Annotated in this window: 23 protein-coding genes; 18 read left to right on the forward strand and 5 right to left on the reverse strand. The window is 68.0% G+C overall.

From position 1 onward, the window contains the following. Positions 1-125 precede the first annotated feature (125 nt). A complete protein-coding gene (locus ACYQ0R_RS03570) occupies positions 126-560 on the forward strand; it encodes a universal stress protein (protein WP_459820959.1) in 435 nt (144 codons plus the stop codon). Positions 561-571: 11 nt separating this feature from the next. Here the strand turns inward: ACYQ0R_RS03570 and ACYQ0R_RS03575 are convergent, their stop codons facing one another. Both ACYQ0R_RS03575 and ACYQ0R_RS03580 read right to left on the reverse strand, forming a co-directional pair. Beyond that, entirely contained in the window at positions 572-1,198 is a 627-nt protein-coding gene (locus ACYQ0R_RS03575; protein WP_459820960.1) for a DJ-1/PfpI family protein, read from the reverse strand. A gap of 105 nt (positions 1,199-1,303) precedes the next feature. Beyond that, entirely contained in the window at positions 1,304-2,809 is a 1,506-nt protein-coding gene (locus ACYQ0R_RS03580) for a cryptochrome/photolyase family protein (protein WP_459825655.1), read from the reverse strand. A gap of 160 nt (positions 2,810-2,969) precedes the next feature. Between ACYQ0R_RS03580 and ACYQ0R_RS03585 the strand changes: the two genes are divergently transcribed. The 12 genes from ACYQ0R_RS03585 to ACYQ0R_RS03640 all read left to right on the forward strand — a co-directional run bounded on the left by ACYQ0R_RS03585 (position 2,970) and on the right by ACYQ0R_RS03640 (position 14,417). After that, positions 2,970-3,458, forward strand: a complete 489-nt coding sequence (locus ACYQ0R_RS03585; RefSeq protein ID WP_459820961.1) for a DUF7969 family protein — start codon at positions 2,970-2,972, stop codon at positions 3,456-3,458. A gap of 62 nt (positions 3,459-3,520) precedes the next feature. Then, entirely contained in the window at positions 3,521-4,459 is a 939-nt protein-coding gene (gene mch / locus ACYQ0R_RS03590) for a methenyltetrahydromethanopterin cyclohydrolase (RefSeq protein WP_459820962.1), read from the forward strand. Continuing rightward, positions 4,459-5,001 carry a double winged helix-containing putative transcriptional regulator gene (locus ACYQ0R_RS03595; RefSeq protein WP_459820963.1) on the forward strand — a complete coding sequence of 181 codons (543 nt, stop codon included), beginning with the start codon at positions 4,459-4,461 and terminating at the stop codon, positions 4,999-5,001. The genes mch and ACYQ0R_RS03595 overlap by 1 nt, the downstream gene beginning before the upstream one ends. 110 nt (positions 5,002-5,111) lie before the next feature. Then, the gene (locus ACYQ0R_RS03600; protein ID WP_459820964.1) at positions 5,112-6,317 is read left to right on the forward strand and encodes a potassium channel family protein; all 1,206 of its coding nucleotides are present in this window, start codon (positions 5,112-5,114) and stop codon (positions 6,315-6,317) included. Positions 6,318-6,468: 151 nt separating this feature from the next. After that, entirely contained in the window at positions 6,469-6,906 is a 438-nt protein-coding gene (locus ACYQ0R_RS03605; RefSeq protein ID WP_459820965.1) for a nuclear transport factor 2 family protein, read from the forward strand. A gap of 136 nt (positions 6,907-7,042) precedes the next feature. Beyond that, positions 7,043-8,032, forward strand: coding sequence for a class I SAM-dependent methyltransferase (locus ACYQ0R_RS03610; protein WP_459820966.1), 990 nt, complete (start codon positions 7,043-7,045; stop codon positions 8,030-8,032). A 79-nt stretch (positions 8,033-8,111) separates the two neighbouring features. Further along, positions 8,112-9,245, forward strand: a complete 1,134-nt coding sequence (locus ACYQ0R_RS03615; protein ID WP_459820967.1) for an aminotransferase class I/II-fold pyridoxal phosphate-dependent enzyme — start codon at positions 8,112-8,114, stop codon at positions 9,243-9,245. Position 9,246: 1 nt separating this feature from the next. Further along, a complete protein-coding gene (locus tag ACYQ0R_RS03620) occupies positions 9,247-9,516 on the forward strand; it encodes a hypothetical protein (RefSeq protein ID WP_459820968.1) in 270 nt (89 codons plus the stop codon). Between the two features lie 145 nt (positions 9,517-9,661). Then, positions 9,662-10,795, forward strand: coding sequence for a BMP family lipoprotein (locus ACYQ0R_RS03625; protein WP_459820969.1), 1,134 nt, complete (start codon positions 9,662-9,664; stop codon positions 10,793-10,795). Positions 10,796-10,865: 70 nt separating this feature from the next. After that, positions 10,866-12,107 (forward strand): DNA double-strand break repair nuclease NurA, encoded by a 1,242-nt coding sequence (locus tag ACYQ0R_RS03630; RefSeq protein ID WP_459820970.1) that lies wholly within the window; start codon positions 10,866-10,868, stop codon positions 12,105-12,107. Between the two features lie 90 nt (positions 12,108-12,197). Further along, positions 12,198-13,799, forward strand: coding sequence for a heme-binding protein (locus ACYQ0R_RS03635; RefSeq protein WP_459820971.1), 1,602 nt, complete (start codon positions 12,198-12,200; stop codon positions 13,797-13,799). Between the two features lie 153 nt (positions 13,800-13,952). Continuing rightward, complete coding sequence (locus ACYQ0R_RS03640) at positions 13,953-14,417, forward strand: universal stress protein (protein WP_459820972.1); 465 nt, start codon at positions 13,953-13,955, stop codon at positions 14,415-14,417. 69 nt (positions 14,418-14,486) lie between these two features. Here the strand turns inward: ACYQ0R_RS03640 and ACYQ0R_RS03645 are convergent, their stop codons facing one another. Next, the gene (locus tag ACYQ0R_RS03645) at positions 14,487-15,095 is read right to left on the reverse strand and encodes an undecaprenyl diphosphate synthase family protein (RefSeq protein WP_459820973.1); all 609 of its coding nucleotides are present in this window, start codon (positions 15,093-15,095) and stop codon (positions 14,487-14,489) included. Between the two features lie 134 nt (positions 15,096-15,229). Between ACYQ0R_RS03645 and ACYQ0R_RS03650 the strand changes: the two genes are divergently transcribed. The 5 genes from ACYQ0R_RS03650 (at position 15,230) to ACYQ0R_RS03670 (ending at position 19,574) form a co-directional block, all read left to right on the forward strand. After that, positions 15,230-16,588 (forward strand): DUF92 domain-containing protein, encoded by a 1,359-nt coding sequence (locus ACYQ0R_RS03650; RefSeq protein ID WP_459820974.1) that lies wholly within the window; start codon positions 15,230-15,232, stop codon positions 16,586-16,588. After that, complete coding sequence (locus ACYQ0R_RS03655; protein ID WP_459820975.1) at positions 16,589-17,065, forward strand: GNAT family N-acetyltransferase; 477 nt, start codon at positions 16,589-16,591, stop codon at positions 17,063-17,065. Positions 17,066-17,212: 147 nt separating this feature from the next. After that, a complete protein-coding gene (gene hisI / locus ACYQ0R_RS03660; protein ID WP_459820976.1) occupies positions 17,213-17,626 on the forward strand; it encodes a phosphoribosyl-AMP cyclohydrolase in 414 nt (137 codons plus the stop codon). Then, positions 17,626-18,798 (forward strand): DUF7118 family protein, encoded by a 1,173-nt coding sequence (locus ACYQ0R_RS03665; RefSeq protein WP_459820977.1) that lies wholly within the window; start codon positions 17,626-17,628, stop codon positions 18,796-18,798. The genes hisI and ACYQ0R_RS03665 overlap by 1 nt, the downstream gene beginning before the upstream one ends. 59 nt (positions 18,799-18,857) lie before the next feature. Continuing rightward, a complete protein-coding gene (locus ACYQ0R_RS03670; RefSeq protein ID WP_459820978.1) occupies positions 18,858-19,574 on the forward strand; it encodes a DUF1028 domain-containing protein in 717 nt (238 codons plus the stop codon). 39 nt (positions 19,575-19,613) lie between these two features. Here ACYQ0R_RS03670 and ACYQ0R_RS03675 read toward each other — a convergent pair whose 3' ends face one another. Together ACYQ0R_RS03675 and ACYQ0R_RS03680 are read right to left on the reverse strand one after the other, a co-directional pair. Further along, entirely contained in the window at positions 19,614-20,450 is an 837-nt protein-coding gene (locus ACYQ0R_RS03675) for an endonuclease/exonuclease/phosphatase family protein (RefSeq protein WP_459820979.1), read from the reverse strand. A 91-nt stretch (positions 20,451-20,541) separates the two neighbouring features. Next, the gene (locus tag ACYQ0R_RS03680; protein WP_459820980.1) at positions 20,542-21,024 is read right to left on the reverse strand and encodes an RNA-binding protein; all 483 of its coding nucleotides are present in this window, start codon (positions 21,022-21,024) and stop codon (positions 20,542-20,544) included. Between the last annotated feature and the right edge of the window lie 38 nt (positions 21,025-21,062).

The raw sequence follows: 21,062 nt of genomic DNA on the forward strand, positions 1-21,062 counted from the left end.
CGCTGGTTGGGGAGTCGCGAAACGGTGTCGGCGGCTCCCGGGTCCCGGCTGGGCCGATCTCTGCCCGGGCGCGAAGGAGTCGCCTACCGACAGTGTATTTACATGCCGCGTGCGTCGGCTTTGGTATGAGTTTGGTCGTGGTTCCGGTCCGATATCCGCCGTCGGCACACTCGGAGGCGACGCTCCGCGAAGCGGTCGCGGTGGCGGAAGAGCGTGACGCCGACCTCACAGTCCTCCACGTCGACCTCTACCAGAACAGCCACAACGTCACGCGGACGGAGCTGAAACGCGCCGTCGAGCGCCGCCTCGGGCCGATCGACCGCGCCCGCTACGTCGTCCGGAAGGGGTTTCTCGTCGAGGAGACGATCCTCGAAGAGATCGCCGCGGAGGAGGCCGACGTCGTGGTCATCGGCTCGAAGCAGGCGGGTCGCTGGCGACGGATGGTCCAGAAGCTGCTCTCGGACCCCGACATCGACTCGTACCTCCGGGAGAAGCTCGACTGTACGGTCATCACCGTCGACGGGTCGGGGGCCGAACCCGTCCGCTCGGACGCGACGTAGCCCCGACTCCGTTATACGACCTCATATCGGCGCTCGTATTCGGTGACCGTCGCGACGCGGTCGGCGATCGTCTCGCCGAACTCCCGTTCGACGACGTGTAAAGCGAGGTCGAGCCCGGAGGTGATCCCGCCGGCCGTGAGGAGGTCGCCGTCGTCGACGACGCGCGCATCGACCACGTCCGCGCCGGCGTCGCGGAGGTCGTCGATCGCACCCGCGTGGGTGACCGCACGCCGGCCGTCAGTGATCCCGACCTCGGCGAGCAGCATCGAGCCCGTACAGACGGTGGCGATCCGGACACCGGCCTCGTGGTAGTCGGCGAGCGCCGCCGGGATCGCCCCCTTCTGTGCTTCCGCCCACGCGCTCGCTTCCTCATCGCGGGCGTTCCAGCCTCCGCCGGGGACGACGAGGAGATCCGGCGCGTCCCGCGCTTCCGGGTCGGGGAGCACGCCGTCGACGCCGACACGAGTCCCGTGGCTCGCCGTCACCGTCTCCCGGTCCTCGAGCGTGACGTAGCGGACGCGACCGGCGTCGCCGCCGGACGTCTCTCCGGCGTAGCCGATCGCGTAATCGAACACTTCGTACGGGCCGATCCCGTCGAGCTCGTCGAACCCGTCGTACAGCAGCACGTCGATATCCATGTGCCCTTACAAACTACCGGCGGGCAAGTGTGTTGCCCACGACCGAGCGGATCACGGGTACGACGACGACCGGTCACTGACGGAGCTCGCAGTGGATCGTCCGCGTTACTCGTCGGGATCCTCGCCGCGAGCGCGCTTGAACATCGCGAGCGCCGCCTCCCGCCGCTCGCCATGGTCGACGATCGGGTCGGGGTACTCCGGCGCGGCGTTCGCGCGCTGGACGGCCATCAGATCGGGCCACTCGTGGATCAGCTCGGGGTCGACGCCACGCAGCTCCGGGACGTGCGTTGTGATGTACTCGGCGTCGGGATCGTAGCGTTCTCCTTGCGTCGTGGGGTTGAATATCCGGAAGTACGGCTGGGCGTCCGTCCCGGTCGAGGCCGCCCACTGCCATCCGCCGTTGTCGTTGGCGGTGTCGTGGTCGGCGAGATGCTCGCGGAAGTGGTCGTAGCCGTGCCGCCAGTCGGAAAGCAGGTCCTTCGTGAGGAAGGAGGCGACGATCATCCGGACCCGGTTGTGCATGTACCCCTCCGCGAGCAGCTGCCGCATCCCGGCGTCGACGATCGGATACCCCGTCTCGCCGCGCTTCCAGGCCGCGATCTCCTCGGGGTCGTCGCGCCAGTCGATCCCCTCCTCGTACGTCTTGTAGTTCGCCGTCACCACCTCGGGGTTGTGATACAGCACCTGGGTGTAGAACTCCCGCCACGCAAGCTGTGCCTGGAACTCCTCGACGCTCTCCTCGGCGTCCGTCTCCGGGCGGTCGGACGCCGCGACACGCGCCTCCTCGGTCGCCGCGTACGTCTCGCGAACGCCGATCTCGCCGTACCGCAGATGCGCGGAGAGCCGCGAGGTCGCCGCCCGCGCGGGGTAGTCGCGGTCCTCGGCGTAGCCGAACACGTCGTCGTCGAGGAACGCCTCCAGCCGCTCGCGAGCCGCGTCGGTGCCGGCCGGATCGAGGTCGACGTCGGGTTCCGCGAAGCCGAGATCCGCCGGCGTCGGGAGCTCGCCGACTGCGACGTCGACGGCGTCGGAGCGGGTCGACGTCGTCTCCGTCGACGTCGTCTCCGTCGACGTCAGCTCCGACAGCGCCGCCGTCGAGGCGAGCGCGTCGCCCTCGGGCGTCGGTGCGGGCGGGTCGACCGCGCGGTCGCGCCACTTCTTCCAGTAGTACGAGTACACGGAGTACGGGTCGCCGGCGTTGGTGCGGATCGAGTCGGGTTCGTGCAGGACGGCGTCGTGGTGTGCCTCTCGTCTGACGTCGACCGCGGCGAGCGCGCGGCGGACTCGCGCGTCGCGCTCGCGAGCGAGCCCGGAGTAGTCACGGTTCCACACGACGCGTTCCGCGTCCACACGCTCGGCCAGGGCAGGGAGGATCTCGGCCGGGTCGCCGCGGGCGACGAGGAGGTCGCTCCCGCGCTCGCGATACGCCGCCCGAAGTGCCGCGAGCCCGTCGAGCAGCCGACGAACCCGGACGTCGCTCGCGTGAGCGAGCACGTCGTCGTCGAACACGAACACCGGCGCGACGGGGCCCGTCTCGTCGCGGTCGGCCGCGGTCGCGAGACCGACGTTGTCCGCGATGCGCAGGTCCCGTCGGTGCCAGAACAGCTCCATGCGATCCGTTCGGGTTCGAGCATCCTGAAACCACTGGACGAGAGGCACGGATCGTCGCATTAAGTCGAGTTCGCCACGGCGCCAGCAGATCGGTACTCGCAGTTCGGTGGGAGTACAGCGTCGGCGACGACGGCTTATAACCCGAGCGCGTACGACTCGTATGCCGTATCCGGTCACCTACTACTGTCCGCACTGCGAAACGCTCGTCGCGGTCGAGCGCGAGGGGTATCTCGCCGACAAGGCGGTGACGCCGTACCCGCTTGCGGGATGGAGCTACGTCGAACCGACCGAGCCGTTCGACGACGACACCACCGCTGTCGACGGCGTTCGCTTCGTCTGTGGCGACAGCGACGGCGTCGAGTGGCGACCGTCGCAGGCTACCCAGCAGAACTCGGACGGCATGCCGAAGCAGGTGGAGCCCGATCAGCCGGACACCGGACGATCAGAACCCTCACAGCCGGACGCCGAACGATCGGACACCGATCGACTCGGCTGCGGCGAGCCTTTTTATCTATCGTTCGTTCGCTACGAGGACGGCCGCGAGGTCGACCCGCGACCGGAGCCGGAGCTCGTCGAGATCGATCCCGACCCGCGACCGTCGGGGCCGGGCGGGCCGGGCGAGCCCGATGGCTCGGACGGATTCTGGTGATCCGGCGGTGTCGGTCCGAACCGACTGAAAAACCCCTTACGCCCGGAGCACGCAGGACCGGTATGGAGAGCATCAATCGGACCGCGATCGAGCTCGTCGACGAGGCGCTCGACTTCGCGGGTGAGCTGGACGTGGTCGGCTACGAACTCGACAACGGCGCGACCGTCATCGACTTCGGCGTCGACGCGGTCGGGGGCGTCGAGGCCGGACTGCTGCTGGCCGAGATACAGACGGCCGGACTCGCGAACGTCCGGACGCGCATGGGTGAGGTCGCCGGCGCGCCACGGGGGTACGTCGAGCTGTCGACGGACCATCCTGCGGTAGCGCTGCTGTGTTCACAGAAGGCCGGCTGGGAGCTGGCGTTCGAGAACGGGTTCGAGGGGCTCGGCGCGGGACCGGCCCGGGCGCTCGTCGGGCGCGAGTCGGAGTTCGAGGAGATCGGCTACTACGACTCCTCGGAGTTCGCCACGCTCACCATCGAATCGACCGCGCTGCCCGACGACGCCGTCGCCGAACACGTTGCCGACCTCTCGGAGGTCGACCCAGAGGGCGTGTTCCTTCCCACGTACGCCACGGGCTCTACGGCGGGCTCCGTCGCCACCGCGGCCCGGGCGGCAGAACTTGCCGTCTTCCGGCTGTTCGAGATCGGGTACGAGCCGACGGACGTCCTTCACGCGTCCGGAGCCGCACCGATCGCGCCGGTAACTCGCGACGAGGACCTCGCGATGGGACGGACGAACGACGCGCTGGCGTACGGCGGCGAGGTCCACCTCCAGGTCGCCCGCGACGACGACCGATTCGATCAGCTCGTCTCGACCGTGCGTGACGACTACGGAACGCCGTTCATCGAGGTGTTCGAGGAGTCCGGCTGGGACTTCTACGAGGTGCCCGAGAGCGTGTTCGCTCCCGCCAAAGTGACCGTGGACGTCGTCGACGGACCGGTGTACACCGCCGGCGAGACGGACGAGGAGCTGCTCGCGGAGTCGTTCGGCTACCGCTGATGCGACTCAAGCCGGTTCCCGAGCCGCCGGCGGAGCTCTCCCGAGTGCGGGAGCTCCAGCGGGCGGTCCCGCTGGTCCCCGGCAGCGAGGACGACTGCTGTGTCCGTCTCCACGACCGGTGTGGCTTGCCGAACCGGCAGGCGGCGAACGACTGGCTCGCGTTCCTCCGAATGCTCGGGCTCGTGGAGGAGACGCCCCGAGGGTTCAGACGGACCGAAGCGGATCCCACTCCGCAGCGGGTTCGCGAGCGGCTCACGGACGGGGTGTTGCTCGCGCCGACGGCCCTCGAGGTCGTTCGAGACGCCGCTCCGTCCGACCCGGTGACCGCCACGGAGCTGTTCGAGGCGACGCGCGACGCCGTCCCGCGACACGATCGGGCGCGGGATCCCGACTGGGAGTCGGCGTGGCGCGACCGTGCCGACCGACTGCTTCGTTGGTTCGCGCTCGTCGACCTCGCGAGGCCGGTCGAGACGGGCACGACGGAGAGAGACGTCGCGGACGACGTGACGATCGGGTACGTCGCCGGCGACGCGGTCCGGTAGTCGGGCTCGGAACCGGCGCCGACTGCCGATCGACGCGGCGTGACAGGTGGCCGACTGCCCATCGATACGGCGTGACAAGTCTTTTACTCGGAGCCGATGAGTTGTGACGCATGGGACGATTCGAGGGACGCGACCCCCCGCAAACGGTCGAATACGAGCCCGCGAGCGTCAAGGACCTGCTCGTGGAGATGAAAGACACCGCGGAGCTGCTCATCGACCTGTCGTACTCCGCCGTCCTCCACGGGAGCCCGACCGTCGCCCACGAGGTGATAGAGCTGGAGAACAAGATGGACGTGCTCCAGATGCGCGCTCGAATGAGCCTGATGCTCGCGGCACGCAACCCGAACGAGGTGGAGAAGCTGGCCCCGGTGCTCGGCGTCGTCGCTGCCGCCGACAAGGTGTCCGACGCCGCGGGCGACATCGCGAAGATCGTGTTAGAGGAGATCGGACTGCCGGACGCGATGCGCGGCGCGCTCTCCGAGGGCGTCGAGACCCTCGTCCGTGGCACCGTCGACGGCAACTCGGGATACGTCGACCGGACGCTCATGGAGATCGATATGGAGTCGGAGACCGGCGTCCGAGTGATCGCCATCCGCCGCGACGACGACTGGATCCTCAACCCCGGCCCGGAGACACGGATCGAGGAGGGAGACATCACGCTGCTTCGCGGCCCGGAGGCGAGCGTCTCCGAGGTGTACCCAGAGCTGACGGGCGAGGCGTTCGAGCCGAGAGAACCCGTCGAGCCCGCGATCGACGACCTCGAGCGGGCCGTCGACTCGATCGTCTTGATGAAGAACCTCTCCGAGCTGGCGGTCGATCTGGCGTACGGCTCCGTCCTCTTCGACAACGAGGAGCTGGCCGAGGAGGTGACGAACCTCGAGGTCGAGGTCGACGCACTCCAGTCGCGGTTCGAGGCGTGGACGCTCCGTGCTGCCAAGGAGGCGGACGACCCCGTCTCCCTCCGTGGGCTCATCCATCTGGGCGTTGCGACCGAGGAGATCTCCGACGCCGCACTCGAGATCACGGAAGGCGTGGTTCGGGATCTCGACGTCCATCCCGTCGTCGAGATGGCCGTCAAGGAGTCCGACGAGATAATCACCCGAACGACGATCCGAGAGGGAAGCGATCTCGCGGGAACGCAGGTGAGCGACGGCGTCCCGGCAACCGACATCTCGACGAGCGTCCTCGCGATCCGGCGTCCCGATGAGGGGTGGCTGATCGGTCCCGATATCGACACGACGCTTGACGTCGGCGATGTCGTCATCTCGAAGGGCACCCGAACGTCGGCCGCGGAGTTCGACGATCTCGCCGTGTAGTTGATCGACTCGACTCTCCCGTTCGACTCGACTCTCCCGTTCGACTCGACTCTCCCGTTCGACTCGACTCTTTTCTACCACTCCGTGACTCGCCGGACAACCTGAATCGCCGACCCGCTCGCTTTTCAGTCCCGTTCCCGAACGTGAGATCATGGACGAACACGTCGCCTCTGACCGGTCGAACGAGTCGGCCGAGGGCGGTCGGGCAGCGGACGGTGACCGACCGGACGCATCCGATCGAGCCGATCGGACGGTTCGGGCCTACTACGCCGCGATCGACGCTGGCGAGTATGACCGCCTGGCCGATCTCCTCGATCCCGAGTTCGTCCACGACCGGCCGGATCGGACGCTCGATGGCAGAGGGCGGTTCGTCGCGTTCATGCGGGATGAGCGGCCGATGACCGCCACCGAACACGTCGTGGAACGAACGTACGCAAACCGGGGAGGGAAGGCGGTTCAGGGTCGACTGCTCGCCGACGACGGCGACGAGCTGTTCGGGTTCGTCGACGTGTTCGAGTGCACCGCCGACGGCGACACGATCACCCGGCTCGAGACGTACGTGTCGAAGCCGGAATCGACGACTGAATGACCGCAAGCTGGAGACCAGGTTGATTCTCGGCGGGTGTCCAGCGGTCGACTCGGCGGGTGTCCAGCGGTCGACTCGGCGAGCGATCGGCACGCGCCGAAGCGTCAGCCTTTATCAGTCGGCCCGTCTCTTTCCGCCGATGAGCGTCCCCTGCGTCGCCGTCGACCGCGAACGTGGCGAGACCGTCAGAACGCGGCTCGCGGACGCCGGCGCGCTCGACGGAGACCACGAGATCGAGGTCGTCGACGAACGGATCTTCATCCCCGTCACGACGCCGGACGCGGTCCCGGCCGACCTTCGTGACAGCGTTGTCGAGCGCGATCCCGACGAGCGCGAGCGGCCTCGAACGCCGGCCGAGATCCTCGGGTACGACCCCTCGCTGGAGCGGCTCGGCGACCTCGTGATCATCGACGAGGAGAACGACGAGCGCGCTCGCGAGATCGCGGACGCGGTCATGGCGTCGGACGTCCCCTGTGACACCGTCCTCAATCGGGCGTCACCGATCGAAGGCGAGCTTCGCGTCCGTCGCTGGGAGGTGCTGGCCGGGAACGGAACCGAGACCGTCCACCGCGAGTACGGCCACGAGTTCCGTCTCGACGTCGCTGAAGTGTACTTCTCCCCCCGGCTCGCGACCGAGCGGCGACGGATCGTCGAACAGGTCGAGCCCGGCGAGTCGGTCGTGGACATGTTCGCCGGCGTCGGTCCGTACGCGATTCCGATGGCGGCTCGGGGGGCGAGCGTCGTCGCCTGCGATCTCAACGAGCGGGCGATCGAGTACCTCCGCGAGAACGCCGAGCGCAACGGCGTCGTCGACCGTATCACCGCCATCACGGGCGACGTCAGGGAGCTGGACGCGACGTACACCGACACCGCCGACCGGATCGTGATGAACCTGCCACACTCCGCGGACGAGTTTCTCGACACTGCCGTGCGGGTTGCCGGCGACGACTGCGTCGTCCACTACTACGACATACAACACGAGTCCGACCCGTTCGGACCGGGAACGCGCGCGATCCGCGAGGCAGCCGGCGAGGCGTACGAGGTGGCGGTCGAAACGGAACGCGTCGTGCGGTCGTACGCGCCACACGAGTACAACGTTCGGCTGGACGTCAGACTGACGCGGCAATGACATCCTCCGCGCCGTGAACGAACGCCGACGAGAGGAGGGGACCGTAGCACCTATCCTCGCGGCACTCGGAGCCGGATGTATGCGTATCGATGCGTTCGGCCTCGAACGGTGGTTCGCCGAGTACGAACACGAGGCCGACATCATGTTGGCGGAAAGCGGGATCCGGTCGCTCGCCGCCGACCGCTTCGATCTCGACCCCGGGAAGCTGGGCTACGTCATCCCGACCAACGGCGATCCGACGTTGCGGGAGTCGGTCGGGGAGCGGTACGATCGCAGCCGCGACGGGGTGTTGTTCACCTGCGGCACGCAGGAGGCGAACTTCCTCGCGTTCCTCTCGCTTCTTGGCGACGAGAACGCGGTGGATGTGGACGCCGGAGCCGACGAACCCGGCGAAGGGATCGGCACCGGCACCCACGCCGTCGTCGTCACGCCGACGTATCAGGCGCTGCACGCGGTGCCCGAGGCGCTCGGCGAGGTGACGCGCGTCGAACTCGAGCCGCCGGAGTGGACGCTCGATCCCGACGAGGTTGCGGACGCCGCCCACGACGACACCGCGGTCGTCGTGGTCAACAACCCGAACAACCCGACGGGACGGTACCACGACGAGGCCACGATGCGTGCCGTCTACGACGTCGCCGTCGACAACGACGCATACCTGCTTTGCGACGAAGTGTACCGGCTGCTCGCGGAGCGACCGCACCCGCCCGTCGCGAGCTTCGGTGCACACGGAGTCTCGACGACGAGCCTGACGAAGGCGTACGGGCTCGCCGGACTCCGATTCGGGTGGATCGCCGGCCCCGAACCCGTCGTCGAACGCGCGTGGCGCTGGAAGGATTACACGACGATCTCGCCGAGCCTGTTCGGACAGCACGTCGCGAAGCAGGCGCTCGGTCGGCGCGAAAGTCGCATCCTGGAGGAGAACCGGGAGCTGGCACGTGACCACCGCAAGCGCGTCGGGGAGTGGGTCGACGGGCTGGGCCTCGACTGGTACGAGCCCGTCGGGGTCAACGGGTTCGTCACCGTTCCGGAGCCGTTCGCGAACGCCGAGGCGTTCTGCCGAACCGTCGTCGAGGAGGAGAGCGTCGTGCTCGCACCGGGGGGCCTGTTCGGATTTCCGGACCGGTTTCGGATCGGGTTCGGCCTCCCGACCGAGGAGCTCGAGGAAGGACTCACCCGAGTCCGTCGCGTCATCCGCGACCGCGGAGGTGGATGAGATGGGCCTCCTCGAGGAGATCAAAAGCGACCTCAAACAGGTCGCGACGGATCCGACCGACGAGCAGAAGGCGATCGTCGCCGCAATCGTCGGGATCGTCATCGCCGATCGCTACTTCCTGTGGATCGAGTGGCCGTTCGTCGTCCGCACGACCGCCGCGGTCGGCGTCGGATTCATCGTGTTGTTCGTCGTGAGCTACCTGCTGACCGGGCGACTCGTCCCGCCGGACGAGGAGGACGAGGAGGAGTACGACGACGAGTTCCACCGGTGACCGGCGTCGTCGTTCCCTCGGAGCCGTCACCCCTCGCTCGTCCGGTCCCGCCCCACGGACGTACGATCAGCTAATCGTCGTATTCCGTACTGAGCACGCTTGAAGCGACGATTTTATTGGTCGCTGTCGTGCTTGTACTTGTGTAATGCACTCAGACTTCGATCGACGTCGCTTCATCAAGGCAGCGAGCATAGCGGGCGTCGCTGGACTCGCGGGCTGTACCGGAGGCCCCGAAGACGAGGCGAGCGACGACGCCGCTGACGACGCGGACGACGGAACCGACGACGGAACCGACGACACGGCAGACGACCCCGCGCACAACGTCGGGATGGTGTACGCGCTCGGGGGGCTCGGCGACGAGTCGTTCAACGACGCCGCCCAGCGCGGGATCATCGAGGCGTCCGAGGAGTTCGACCTCTCGTTCGACGAGTCACAGCCCGCGGACGCCGGGGAGTTCTCGCAGTTCCAGCGCCGGTACGCGGAGTCGACCGATCCGGACTACGATCTGGTGTCGTGTATCGGCTTCGCGCAGCTGGACGCGCTTACCGAGGTCGCCCCCGACTTCCCCGACCAGAACTTCCTGCTCGTTGACGACCAGCTCGACGAGCCGAACGTCGCGAGCTACGAGTTTAAAGAGGAGGAGGGGTCGTTCCTCGTCGGCGCGCTGGCCGGCCTCCTCACCCAGGAGTCGTTCAGCGCGGGTGACGGTGAAACGGATCCGGACGAGTCGACCGTCGGCTTCGTCGGCGGCGTCGAGGCCCCGCTCATCCAGCGATTCGAGGCGGGGTATCTCGCCGGCGTCGACTACGTGGGCGAGGAGCTCGACGTGATCACGAGCTACGTCGGCGACTTCGCGGATCCGGCCGGCGGACAGGAGGCGGCGCTGTCGATGTACGGGAGCGGTGCCGACGTCGTCTACCACGCGGCCGGCGGAACCGGCGTCGGCGTGTTCCAGGCCGCAGAGGAGGAGGGTCGGTTCGCGATCGGCGTCGACTCCGACCAGTCGCTCACGCAGGCCGAGTTCGCCGACGTGATCGTCGCGTCGATGGTGAAACGCGTCGACAGCGCGGTGTTCGAGGCCGCCGAGAGCGTCGTCAACGACGCGTTCCAGGGCGGCTCACAGGTCGAGCTCGGGCTGGAGGACGAAGGCGTCTCCTGCGTGTACGGCGACACGCTCGGCGACGAGATTCCGGCCGCGATCGTCGACGAGGTCGACGAGATCCGCCAGGGGATCATCGACGGCGACATCGACGTTCCGGACGACCCCGACGCCGTATAAACAACTGGGACGCAGGTGAACGATCCCCACAGCCGACCGATTTTTATGCGCCGCCGTCGCCGGAGTAGGTGTGACGCTCGATCCGATCCACGTCGAACACATCGCGCAGCTCGCGTACGGGATCGCGAGCGACGTGGACACGACGGACCACGACGACCTCGCCGGGCGGGTGTGGGACGACTGGCTCCCCGAACTCCGTCGGGACGGCCGAGTCGTCATCGAACCCGTCGCCGACCACGAACGGCGGCGCGTCGACGTCGACGATGTTGCGCTCGCGGACCGGCCGTTCGAGACGGTTCACGGGCTCGATTCCGGCACGATCAACCCGACGACGTTCAAGAACGGGCTCGTCGTCGACGTCGCTCACGCGGCGATGGCGGCCGAGCCGAGTGACCTCGAGCTCCACCGTGCGCGGACCATCGTCGCGACGGTCCACGCCGGCGACACCACGAGTGACTTCGACGACGCGTGGCGCGAGCGTGACGCGGGGTACACCCGCCAGCGCGTGCTCCACGCTCCGCGGGTGAACCGGTACGCCGAGGGAGTCGTCCACGCGCTCGCGTTGTATCTGGCCGAGGGGACACACGCGCTCGACCACGTCGGCGACGTCGAGGAGCTGCTCGTGCTCGACGGCCCGATCTATCCGAAGGAGCTTTTCACCTGGGAGGATCGTGATCCGGAGCTCGGCGCACTCGCCCGTGAGGCGAAGCCGCGTGCGGTCGTCGAGAACTACGTCCGGCTCGTCGAGCGCTGTATCGAGCGCGACGTTCCGCTCGCGGGGTTCGTGAAGAACCCCTCCAGTCGGACGATCGTGCGGACGCTCTCGCGTGCGGGGTTCGAGCCGCCGTGGCCCGACGACACTGCTCTGTTCACCGCGCTGTTGGAGCGGTACGCCGACGGCGATCGCGTCGACGACGAGCTGTCGTTTACGACGTGGTTTCACAGCCGCGGCGGGCCGGACCGGCGGATGGCCGCCGGCGCCGACGCGCTCGGCATCGACCGAAAGCTCGACCCCGAGCAGTACGAGCCGACGTTCTTCGTCCTGTACGACCCCCGGACTGACGTGACGTACAAGCTGGAGGCTCCGTACGCGTTCGCTTGCGACCCGGACATCCGAGACGCGCTGACGCGACAGGTGCTCGCTGACGTCGCGACGACGCGCGGTCCGCCGGAGGCGGTCGGGAAGGCCGACGAGCTCGCACGGATAACTGCGACCGAGACCGCCGCGCTCCGCCGGAAGTTCGAGGAGCGGTTCGACAGCGACCGTCAGAGTACCTACGACGACCGTCGGTGGGGGAAGGAGCCGTACTGACTCGCCGGGCTACGGGAATCGCGCTGGCGGGAGAGCCGTGAGCGCGACGTGATCCGGGAACGACTAAGTTCCGGCGGCCCAAGCAGTGGTATGGTCGAGGCTCCACAGACCGACGAGGGCTGGTTCGCGCTGCACGACTTCCGGTCGATCGACTGGGACGCGTGGCGCGCTGCGCCCGAACACGAGCGAACCCGAGCGATCGATGAGGGGCGATCCTACCTGCACCATCGCGAGCTGGTCGCGGACGCCGACGCCGGAGACTCCGCGGTGTTCTCCGTGCTCGGACACAAATCGGACCTGCTTTTCGTTCACTTTCGGCCGACGCTCGACGACCTCTCCGCCATCGAGCGAGGGTTCGAGGACACTGCGCTTGCCAACTTCACCACACAGGAGACGTCGTACGTCTCCGTGACGGAGGTGTCGGGGTACGTCTCCGACGACTACTTCACCGGCGACGAGGAAGACGTCGATGAAGGACTACGCCGGTACATCGAAGGGAAACTAAAACCCGACGTGCCGGACGACGAGTACGTCTGCTTTTACCCGATGAGCAAGCGTCGCGGTGAGGAGTACAACTGGTACGACCTCTCGTTCGACGAGCGCGCCGATCTGATGGCGAGTCACGGCGAGACCGGCAAACAGTACGCCGGACGGATCAAGCAGGTGATCGCCTCCTCGGTCGGCTTCGACGACCACGAGTGGGGTGTCACGCTGTTCGGCGCGGACCCGACCGACATCAAGGATATCGTCTACGAGATGCGTTTCGACGAGGCGACCTCGCGATACGGCGAGTTCGGGAGCTTCTACGTCGGTCGTCGGTTCCCTCCCGAGGACCTCGGTGCGTATCTCGCCGGCGAGAAAGTGCCGACCGCGGAGCACGACGAAGCCGACTCAGATCACGACCACGGCGAGGGGAGTCATCCCCACGAAGAGACCGGTCACGATCAGGAAAGCTCCGGCCACGGTGGCTCCGGCCACGGCCACGGCGGCTCCGCCCACGGTGACCACCCGCACGGCGAGGAGGAGTCCGGCGGCGAAGGTGATCATCCGCACGGCGACGCGAGCGGTAGTGGTGCGGACGGCGAGGCGGAGTCCGACGGCATCGACGACGCGGAGATCCGCGGTGAGCTCGCCGATCTGGATATCTATGCGGGCAAGCCGCACGGGGAGGACGTGTACGCTACCGTTCTCTACAGCGAGGCCGACGTGGACGACCTGTTCGACGAGGTCGACGGGCTTCGCGGCAACTTCGACCACTACGGCACGCACGTGAAAACGGCGGTGTACGACGGTCGGGAGACGGATCGCGCGGCGGTCGTCTCCGTCTGGGACACCGCCTCCGCGGCCGAGACCGCGGCGGGGTTCCTCTCGGAGCTACCGGGGATCGTCGCTCGCGCCGGCGAGGAGTCCGGCTTCGGAACGATGGGCATGTTCTACACGACGAAATCGGAGCACCGCCAGGAGTTCGTCGACGTGTTCGACGACGTCGGCGAGCTGCTCGCGGAGATGGACGGCCACGTCGAAACCGACCTGATGGTGAACGTCGAGAACGACGACGACATGTTCATCGCGAGCCAGTGGAACTCGAAGGAGGACGCGATGGTGTTTTTCCGGTCCGACGAGTTCAGCGAGACCGTTCGGTTCGGCCGCGAGGTGCTCGCGGATCGTCCGCGACACGTGTTCCTGGCGTGAACGGGGCTCGAAGACGGCTCGCGTGAGCAGGGCCGGAAGACGGCTCGCGTGAGCTGTGTCGTCCAGCCGCTTCGGTCCGTGTCGCACCGCCGGTCGACTCGATGGGCGTCAGCCATCGGCCGCTTTTAAGTCCACGGTGGGCGAATCGGAGGTATGTTCGACAGGATCGTGATCGCGACTGACGGCTCCGAGAGCGTCCAGCGAGCCGTCGACGTCGGGATCGATTTGGCCGCTCGGTTTAACGCATCCGTCCACGCGCTGTACGTCATCGACGTGGGAGAAGTCGAATCCTCGCCGGACGAGGTCAGAACGGACCTGCGGAACGCGCTCGACAGCCAGGGCGAGGTCGCGCTCGACAGCGTCGTCGACACGGCCGAAGCGGTCGACGCCGACCTCGACGTCACGGCGGAGATCCGTGAAGGACGTCCCGCGGCGATGATCACTGATGCAGCCCGCGAACTCGACGCCGATGTCGTCGTGACCGGGACGCGCGGGCGACACGGCGAGAACCGCTTTCTCATCGGCTCCGTCGCCGAGCGCGTCGTTCGAACGTGCCCGGTTCCAGTGTTGACCGTCAGACAACTCACCGGCGAGGATCCGCGTCGGACGACGGTGTAGCGTCGGAGCCACCGCCACACCGAGCGCGACTCCCCGCCACACCGAACGCGACTCCCCGCCACACCGCTCCTACCGGCCGAATCGGCGCTGGCGGTCCTGGAAATCGAGCAGCGCACGGAGGTAATCGCGCTTGCGGAAGTCTCGCCAGTTCACGTCGGTGAAGTACAGCTCCGAGTACACCGACTGCCAGATGGCGAAATCCGAGAGTCGCTCGGCCCCGGTTTTGATCACGAGATCCGGCTCGGCGGGAAACACGAGCCGGTCGGCGACCTGTTCCTCGTCGATCGCGTCGGGGTCGAGCTCGCCCGCGTCGACGTCGGCCGCGATCTCGCGGACGGCCGCGGCGAACTCGGCTTTCCCGCCCAGTCCGACGTTCACGCGGATCGGCGCGTCCGTCGGTGCCGTGTCCTCCGGCGTCCGAACCGCGAGCGGTCGTGGCGCGTCGAGGTCCCGGAACTCTCGGACGAGCGTATCGATCACGGACTCGTCGAGCACGGAGACGGAGACGGTCACCCGCTCGGCGTCGTAGTCGAACGCCCAGCGCAGTGACGCCGAAAGCGTCTCGTATGCGCCGTCGGCGAGCAGATCGCGCTCCGTTATGACGATCGCGACGTGCTCCGGCGGATCGCCTTCGTGGAGGCGGTGACGGAACGCGAGATACGCGTCGTACAGTCCCACTGCACGTCGATCCGGGCGGTGTGCGTAAAAAGACCGCGGGCCCGTTAGCGGTCACGGGCGATGAGACGCACAGAGCCACGATGCGGCGAATCAGTGTCGGGACCGTTAAGTGCGCGTCGGGGGTACTCCGGGACGTGACTCGGAGGCTCCGACGGGCGAGCGTGTTTGCCGCGATCGCCGCGCTCGCGGTCGGTTCGCCCACGCTCGGCGAGGCGACCGTCGTCCCGTTTCTCGCCGTCGCCGGGATCGCGTTCTTCGGGATCCGGGAGGGGCCGTTGTTCGAAACCCTCGCGCTGCCCGGCGACCGCGAGGATGGGCGATTGTACGGGGTCGTCGCGTTCGCGCTCGCGATGAGCGGTCTCGCGCTGTTCGCCACGATCCCCGGCGAGCCGCTTCCGTACGGGGCGTTCGTCGCTGCGGCACTCGTCGTCGGCGTCGGTCGCCTCGGCCGCGCCATCGTCGCCACCCGCTCGGACGCGGAGTTTCCCCTCGTGACCGGCTACCTGATCGTGGGCGCGACCGCCGCCGTCGTCGGGCAGACGCTCGTCGCGGCACAGCTCGTGCTCGGTGTCGATCCCACCGCCATCCACGCCGTCTCGACCGCCGTGATGAGCGACCTTCCGACGTTCGTCTTCCTCGGATCGGTGGCAGCGCTGACCGCTGGCCTGATCCGCTCGCTCGTGTACGACCGCGACGCGCATCTCACGGTCGTGATCGTCGCGTTCGTCACGTGGGCGTTCGTCCTGCTCGATCCCGCCGTGAGCGCGGTCGGAATCGCCGCCGCACTCGGGGTGACCGTCGCGCTCGGCTACGCCTCCTACGCGCTCGACACCGCGTCGGTGCCGGGGATGTTGACCGGCGTCCTGCTCACGCTTTTGACGATCGTGCTCGGCGGAGTCGGCTGGTTTCTCACCCTCACCGCCTTCTACGCGGTCGGCGGTCTCGCCTCGAAGTATCGATTCGACGAAAAGACGAAACGGGGCGTCGCCCAGGAGAACCAGGGCGCGAGAGGGACCGGGAACGTGCTGGCGAACTCGGCAGTGGCGCTTGTCGCCCTCGTCGGCTACGCCGCGACGGACCACGTTGACGTCTCCGCTGTGCTGTTCGGGTTCGCGTTCGCCGGCGCGATCGCGACGGCGCTCGCCGACACGCTCTCCTCGGAGATCGGCGGCCTCTATGACGACCCGCGACTGATAACCACGCTCGCCCCGGTCGAGGCTGGCACTGACGGTGCGGTCACGTGGCAGGGTGAGCTCGCAGGACTCGCCGGCGCGGTCGTCATTGCCGTCATCGCCGCGGTCGGCATGCCGCTCGGCGACCCGGTCGTGGCCGGCGCGGTCGTCGTGGCTGCGGGCGTTATGGGAATGACCGTCGATAGCCTCCTCGGGGCGCTGATCGAGGGGGACCGCATCGGGAATCAGGCGGTGAACTTCCTCGCGACGTTCGCCGGCGCGGTCGTCGCAGTCTCGGTCGCGGTCGCGGTGGTGGTGTAGATGCCCGCCCGCCGTCCGCCGGAACGGCCGCACGATCCCCGCGTCAGAGTGGCGAGACCGACCGATGCCGGTCGCGTTCGCGAGCTACAGTCGCTGTTACGGGAGCCGAGTCCGGAGCTCCTCGAGTACGGACTCGCGGTAGGGTCGGCGCTCGTGAGCGTCGCCGACTCGTCCGAGCCATTGGAAGCTGAGCACGCGGTCGGGTATCTGCTCGCCGTCGACTCGGCGGACCGGCCCAGTACGCATCTCGCGGAGCTCGCCGTCGACACCGACTACCGGCGTGAGGGACGTGCTCGCGGCCTCCTGTGGACGACGATCGACGACGCCGACGGACCGGTGACGCTACAGGTCCACCCGGACAACGACGCGGCTCGCGCGCTGTACATGGCCGTCGGGTTCGAGGTCGTCGACAGGCGACCGGGGTTCTACGACGACGGTGACGCGCTCGTGTTGCGTCGGGAGCCACGGCTCGAGTGAGGTGCCGGACCGGTCACGCGACTACACTCCAACACACGACGCAGCTACACTCCAACACACGACGCAGCGACGGCCACACCATACGTGTCAACGACCGTGGACCCGACAGACACAAGGCCTATTCGCGGCCCCGTCGTTGCGGGAGGTATGACGAACGTCGATACCGGTCCCGGCGTCGGTGCTGGCTCCGGCTCCGACGACGACCCCATCGATGTCGACTTCGGCGAGAACGGACTCGTTCCCGCAGTCGCACAGGACGTCGAGACCGGGGAGGTGTTGATGCTCGCGTACGTCTCCCCGGAGGCGCTCCAACGGACCCGCGAGACGGGAGAGGCACACTACTACTCACGGTCCCGAGAGGAGCTGTGGCACAAGGGCGGCACCTCCGGTCACACGCAGGCCGTCGAGGAGATCCGGGTCGACTGCGACGCCGACACGCTGTTGTACCTCGTCGACCAGTCCGCGGGCGCGTGCCACACCGGCCACCGCTCCTGCTTCTATCGAACGATCGACGGCGAGAACGTCGGCGAGCGCGTCTTCGATCCGGGCGAGGTGTACTGATGGCGACGGGCAAGAACGGAGGTTCGGAACGCGAGTCGGCCGCTGGCGGTCCGGTGGCGGCCGCCGGGGAGTCGGCAGCCGAGCTCCGGGAGCGGTACGACGAGCTCGTCGCGGTCGAGTCGCGGATCGAGCGCCTCGGCGAGGAGCGCGTCGAGGCGGCCGCGGACGCGTATCGACAGGCCCATCGCGTGCTCGAGCAGTACGAGGAGGACGCCGTCGGCACCGGGGATTTCGGCTCGTACGTGAAGTTCGAGGGGGCGTTCGCGGCGGCGACGGACGTCGACGACGACGCGCTCGCGGCAGAGGCGTTCACGGCGGCAGACGAGGCGGTCGAAAAGCGGCGGCTCTCCGCGAGCGACTTCGAGGCCGCCAGAGCAGCGCTCGAACCCGCCGCCGAGTACGTCGAGCTTCTCGGCGACCGCGACGACGCGGTCGACGCGTATCGTGCTGCACGGAAGGAGACCCGGGAGGCGCGTGACCGTCTCGCCGAGCATCTCGACGAGCTGCGGGCGGTCGCCGGGATGGCGGACGCGAATCTCGAGATCGAGATCGACCGCCTTCGCGAGCCGGTGCTGACGTACAACGAGTCGGTGCTGGAGGGGTTCCGTTCGTTTTATAAGACCGAGTCTGCGAGGGCGGTGTTCGACCTGCTCGAACGCGCGGACCGGACGCCGTTCGTCGACGTCGACGTTCCGCCGACGGATCTCCGTGAGTACGTCGACGACAACGCGGCCGGCGAGGAGCCGCTCGCGACGCTGCTGGAGTACGCGGACTACTCGCCGTCGAAGCTCGACCACTACGTCGACGACCCCGGCGCGTTGCGGACGGCGGTGGCGGTCCACCGGACGTACATCGAACGGCTCGACGGCGAGCCGTTCGCGCTTGCGTGGCCGCCGAAGCCGGGCGAGGAGCTCGCGTACGCGATCGACGAGCTCGTGCCGCTGGTCTCCCGGTTCGCCGACGAGGAGACCGTCGCGACGCTCCGGACGATCAGGAAGCTGGCCCGCTCGGACGAGTACGAGGCGCTTCGACGCGCCGCAGAGGTCCGAGAGACGCTCGACGGCGAGGAGCTGGAGCTGCTTCGGAGCGGTGAGATCGACGACCGGGTCGCGACCGCCGAATCCACGCTCGCGCTCGTCGAGGACGTGCTCGCGGAGACGGAGCGGGAGTAGGCACCGTCGGGTCTGCCGGCTCCGTGTATGCTTTTCAGTTTCGGCGTGCAGAACCAGATATGACGTTCAGCATCTGCGTCCGCGAGCGATACACGAACGACGAGGGCGAGAGCCATCTCCGGTTCGGCGTCGCGGTGACGACGCGGCTCCCCGGCGTAGGAACGCTGTGTCCGTTCGCCTCCGAGCACGGCGCGGTGGCGACCCAGTCGCTCGTCAACGTCGAGCTCGGTCGAAAGGGACTGGAGTACCTCGCGGACGGGCTCGCGGTCGACGACGCGCTGCAGGCGCTGTTACACGCCGACGACGGAAGCGAGAACCGGCAGCTCCACGGCGTGGACGCCGACGGGACGTTCGCGTTCTCCGGCGACGCGTGCAAGGGATGGTACGGCCACGAGGTCGGCCAGAACTTCACCGTCGCCGGCAACCTGCTGACCGGTGAGGTGGTGATCGATGCGGTCGCGACCGCCTACGAGTCGGACGCACACGGCGACGCGCCGCTCGCGAAACGGCTGATCGACGCGCTCGAGGCGGGCCACGAGGTCGGCGGCGACAAGCGGGAGGATCTGCCCGTCCAGTCCGCCGCTGTAAAAGTGGTCAACACCGAGGAGGGGAAGCTCAGCGACCCGTACTTCAACGACCTCCGCGTCGACGCGACGGAGACGCCGATCGCGGATCTCGAGGAGACGTTCGAGACCGCCACGCGCGGGTGGGCGGACGCCATGGAGAAGTACGAGGAGGCGTACGAGACGGACGACATCGACGCTGCCGAGGAGTGAACGGCGGGTCGTCGGACGTCTCTCAGCGCGGTCGATGGCTCACAGGTCGAGTCCGGCGAGCACCGGCAGGTGGTCGGAGGGGTACCGGCCTCGATCGTCGCGGTCGGCGAGCGTCGCGAACGCCGCAACCTCGATCGCCGGCGAGACGAGCACGTGGTCGATTCGGCGGTTGGCGATCAGCTCGGTGAAGTCGGTGATGCTCGTCGTCGGCCCGTGTCGGAGCTCCGCGCTCGCGGCCGCGTCCTTGAGCCGCGGACCCGACCGGTCGTCGTTGCCGTCGGTGAGCACGGAGAGCGGAGTCGACTCCGCGATACAGTTGAAATCTCCTAGCAGCACGACCGGGTCGTGAGTGGAGTCCTCCCGTTCGGCGTCGGCGAGCTCCGGGATCCGCCGGCGGAGAAGCCGCGCGGCCTCCTCGCGAGCGCGACTCCCACGATGATCGAGGTGGGTGTTTATCAGGACGAAGGAGCTGCGGTCGCGACGTTGCGACGTCCCGGTAGCGGGCCGCGACTCCACGCGGGCCCACGTGGCGATCCGCGGGTGGGACGCGTCCCAGCCGGTCGACGGCTCGTCGGGCGTCTCGGAGAGCCAGAACGTGTCGTGGTCGACGATCGTCCATCGGTCGGTTCGGACCGCAACCGGACAGCCCTCGCCCGCATCGTCGACGCGCCGCCCACGACCGACGAGCTCGTACTCGGGGAGACGGTCACGGAGATCGGATCGCTGGTCGGGGAGGGGCTCCTGAAAGCCGACGACATCGGGAGCGTGAAACCGGACGAGGTCGGTGACCCCGTCGCGACGAGCGTACCATGCGTCGTGGTGATCGTTCCGGTTAGCGTACCGCACGTTGTAGCTCATCGCCCGGATCCGGGTCATCGTTCGACGCGTCGACCGGAGGCTGGTTAAAAGGCCCGACCCGATCGTCGGAAGGCGGACGAACGGACCGGCCCGATAGTCGGCGGTGCGGTCAGATCGAGAACTCGTACAGCTCGTCGCCGACGTGGTGGATCGACTCGACGACTTTCCCGCTGTCGCCGACCATCGCGTCGCCATCGACGAGCGCGCGGCCGATCGCGAGCACCTTCCCGTGGGTCTCCTCGGCGATCACGACCAGGTCGTCCTCGCGGATCGATCGGTCGGCCTCGACGATGCCGGGACGCATCACGTCAGCGCCGTCCGAGACGAACGATATGGCGCCGGCGTCGACGGTGACCACGCCCGTTTCGGGGTCGTGCTCGTTCGCGCCGCGCACGGTGAGGAACGGCTCGTCGTCGTCGACGTAGAAAACGAGCGGGTCGCCATCGACCAACACTACCTCGTAGTCGGCGTCGACGAACTCGACCAGCTCGAAGCTGTCGCCGTCGATGTCGACGCCGAGCCCGTCGGCGATCTCCTCGCGGATCTCGTCGATGTCGTCGCTGCGAAGGTGGTGGCGGGATTTCACCTGCATGCCCGACGAGTCGACCGCTCGGCCGATAAAGGGACCGT

It is taken from the genome of Halorubrum luteum, assembly GCF_054652935.1.

Excerpts from the sequence above, each read along its gene's own strand:
- ACYQ0R_RS03675 (WP_459820979.1), bottom strand. The coding sequence starts at position 20,450 with ATGACCCGGATCCGGGCGATGAGCTACAACGTGCGGTACGCTAACCGG.
- ACYQ0R_RS03680 (WP_459820980.1), bottom strand. The coding sequence starts at position 21,024 with ATGCAGGTGAAATCCCGCCACCACCTTCGCAGCGACGACATCGACGAG.
- ACYQ0R_RS03570 (WP_459820959.1), top strand. The coding sequence starts at position 126 with ATGAGTTTGGTCGTGGTTCCGGTCCGATATCCGCCGTCGGCACACTCG.
- ACYQ0R_RS03665 (WP_459820977.1), top strand. The coding sequence starts at position 17,626 with ATGGCGACGGGCAAGAACGGAGGTTCGGAACGCGAGTCGGCCGCTGGC.
- ACYQ0R_RS03625 (WP_459820969.1), top strand. The coding sequence starts at position 9,662 with ATGCACTCAGACTTCGATCGACGTCGCTTCATCAAGGCAGCGAGCATA.
- ACYQ0R_RS03595 (WP_459820963.1), top strand. The coding sequence starts at position 4,459 with ATGCGACTCAAGCCGGTTCCCGAGCCGCCGGCGGAGCTCTCCCGAGTG.
- ACYQ0R_RS03600 (WP_459820964.1), top strand. The coding sequence starts at position 5,112 with ATGGGACGATTCGAGGGACGCGACCCCCCGCAAACGGTCGAATACGAG.
- ACYQ0R_RS03635 (WP_459820971.1), top strand. The coding sequence starts at position 12,198 with ATGGTCGAGGCTCCACAGACCGACGAGGGCTGGTTCGCGCTGCACGAC.
- ACYQ0R_RS03670 (WP_459820978.1), top strand. The coding sequence starts at position 18,858 with ATGACGTTCAGCATCTGCGTCCGCGAGCGATACACGAACGACGAGGGC.
- ACYQ0R_RS03580 (WP_459825655.1), bottom strand. The coding sequence starts at position 2,809 with ATGGAGCTGTTCTGGCACCGACGGGACCTGCGCATCGCGGACAACGTC.
- ACYQ0R_RS03610 (WP_459820966.1), top strand. The coding sequence starts at position 7,043 with ATGAGCGTCCCCTGCGTCGCCGTCGACCGCGAACGTGGCGAGACCGTC.
- ACYQ0R_RS03620 (WP_459820968.1), top strand. The coding sequence starts at position 9,247 with ATGGGCCTCCTCGAGGAGATCAAAAGCGACCTCAAACAGGTCGCGACG.
- ACYQ0R_RS03615 (WP_459820967.1), top strand. The coding sequence starts at position 8,112 with ATGCGTATCGATGCGTTCGGCCTCGAACGGTGGTTCGCCGAGTACGAA.
- mch (WP_459820962.1), top strand. The coding sequence starts at position 3,521 with ATGGAGAGCATCAATCGGACCGCGATCGAGCTCGTCGACGAGGCGCTC.
- ACYQ0R_RS03640 (WP_459820972.1), top strand. The coding sequence starts at position 13,953 with ATGTTCGACAGGATCGTGATCGCGACTGACGGCTCCGAGAGCGTCCAG.
- ACYQ0R_RS03585 (WP_459820961.1), top strand. The coding sequence starts at position 2,970 with ATGCCGTATCCGGTCACCTACTACTGTCCGCACTGCGAAACGCTCGTC.
- ACYQ0R_RS03655 (WP_459820975.1), top strand. The coding sequence starts at position 16,589 with ATGCCCGCCCGCCGTCCGCCGGAACGGCCGCACGATCCCCGCGTCAGA.
- ACYQ0R_RS03575 (WP_459820960.1), bottom strand. The coding sequence starts at position 1,198 with ATGGATATCGACGTGCTGCTGTACGACGGGTTCGACGAGCTCGACGGG.
- ACYQ0R_RS03605 (WP_459820965.1), top strand. The coding sequence starts at position 6,469 with ATGGACGAACACGTCGCCTCTGACCGGTCGAACGAGTCGGCCGAGGGC.
- hisI (WP_459820976.1), top strand. The coding sequence starts at position 17,213 with ATGACGAACGTCGATACCGGTCCCGGCGTCGGTGCTGGCTCCGGCTCC.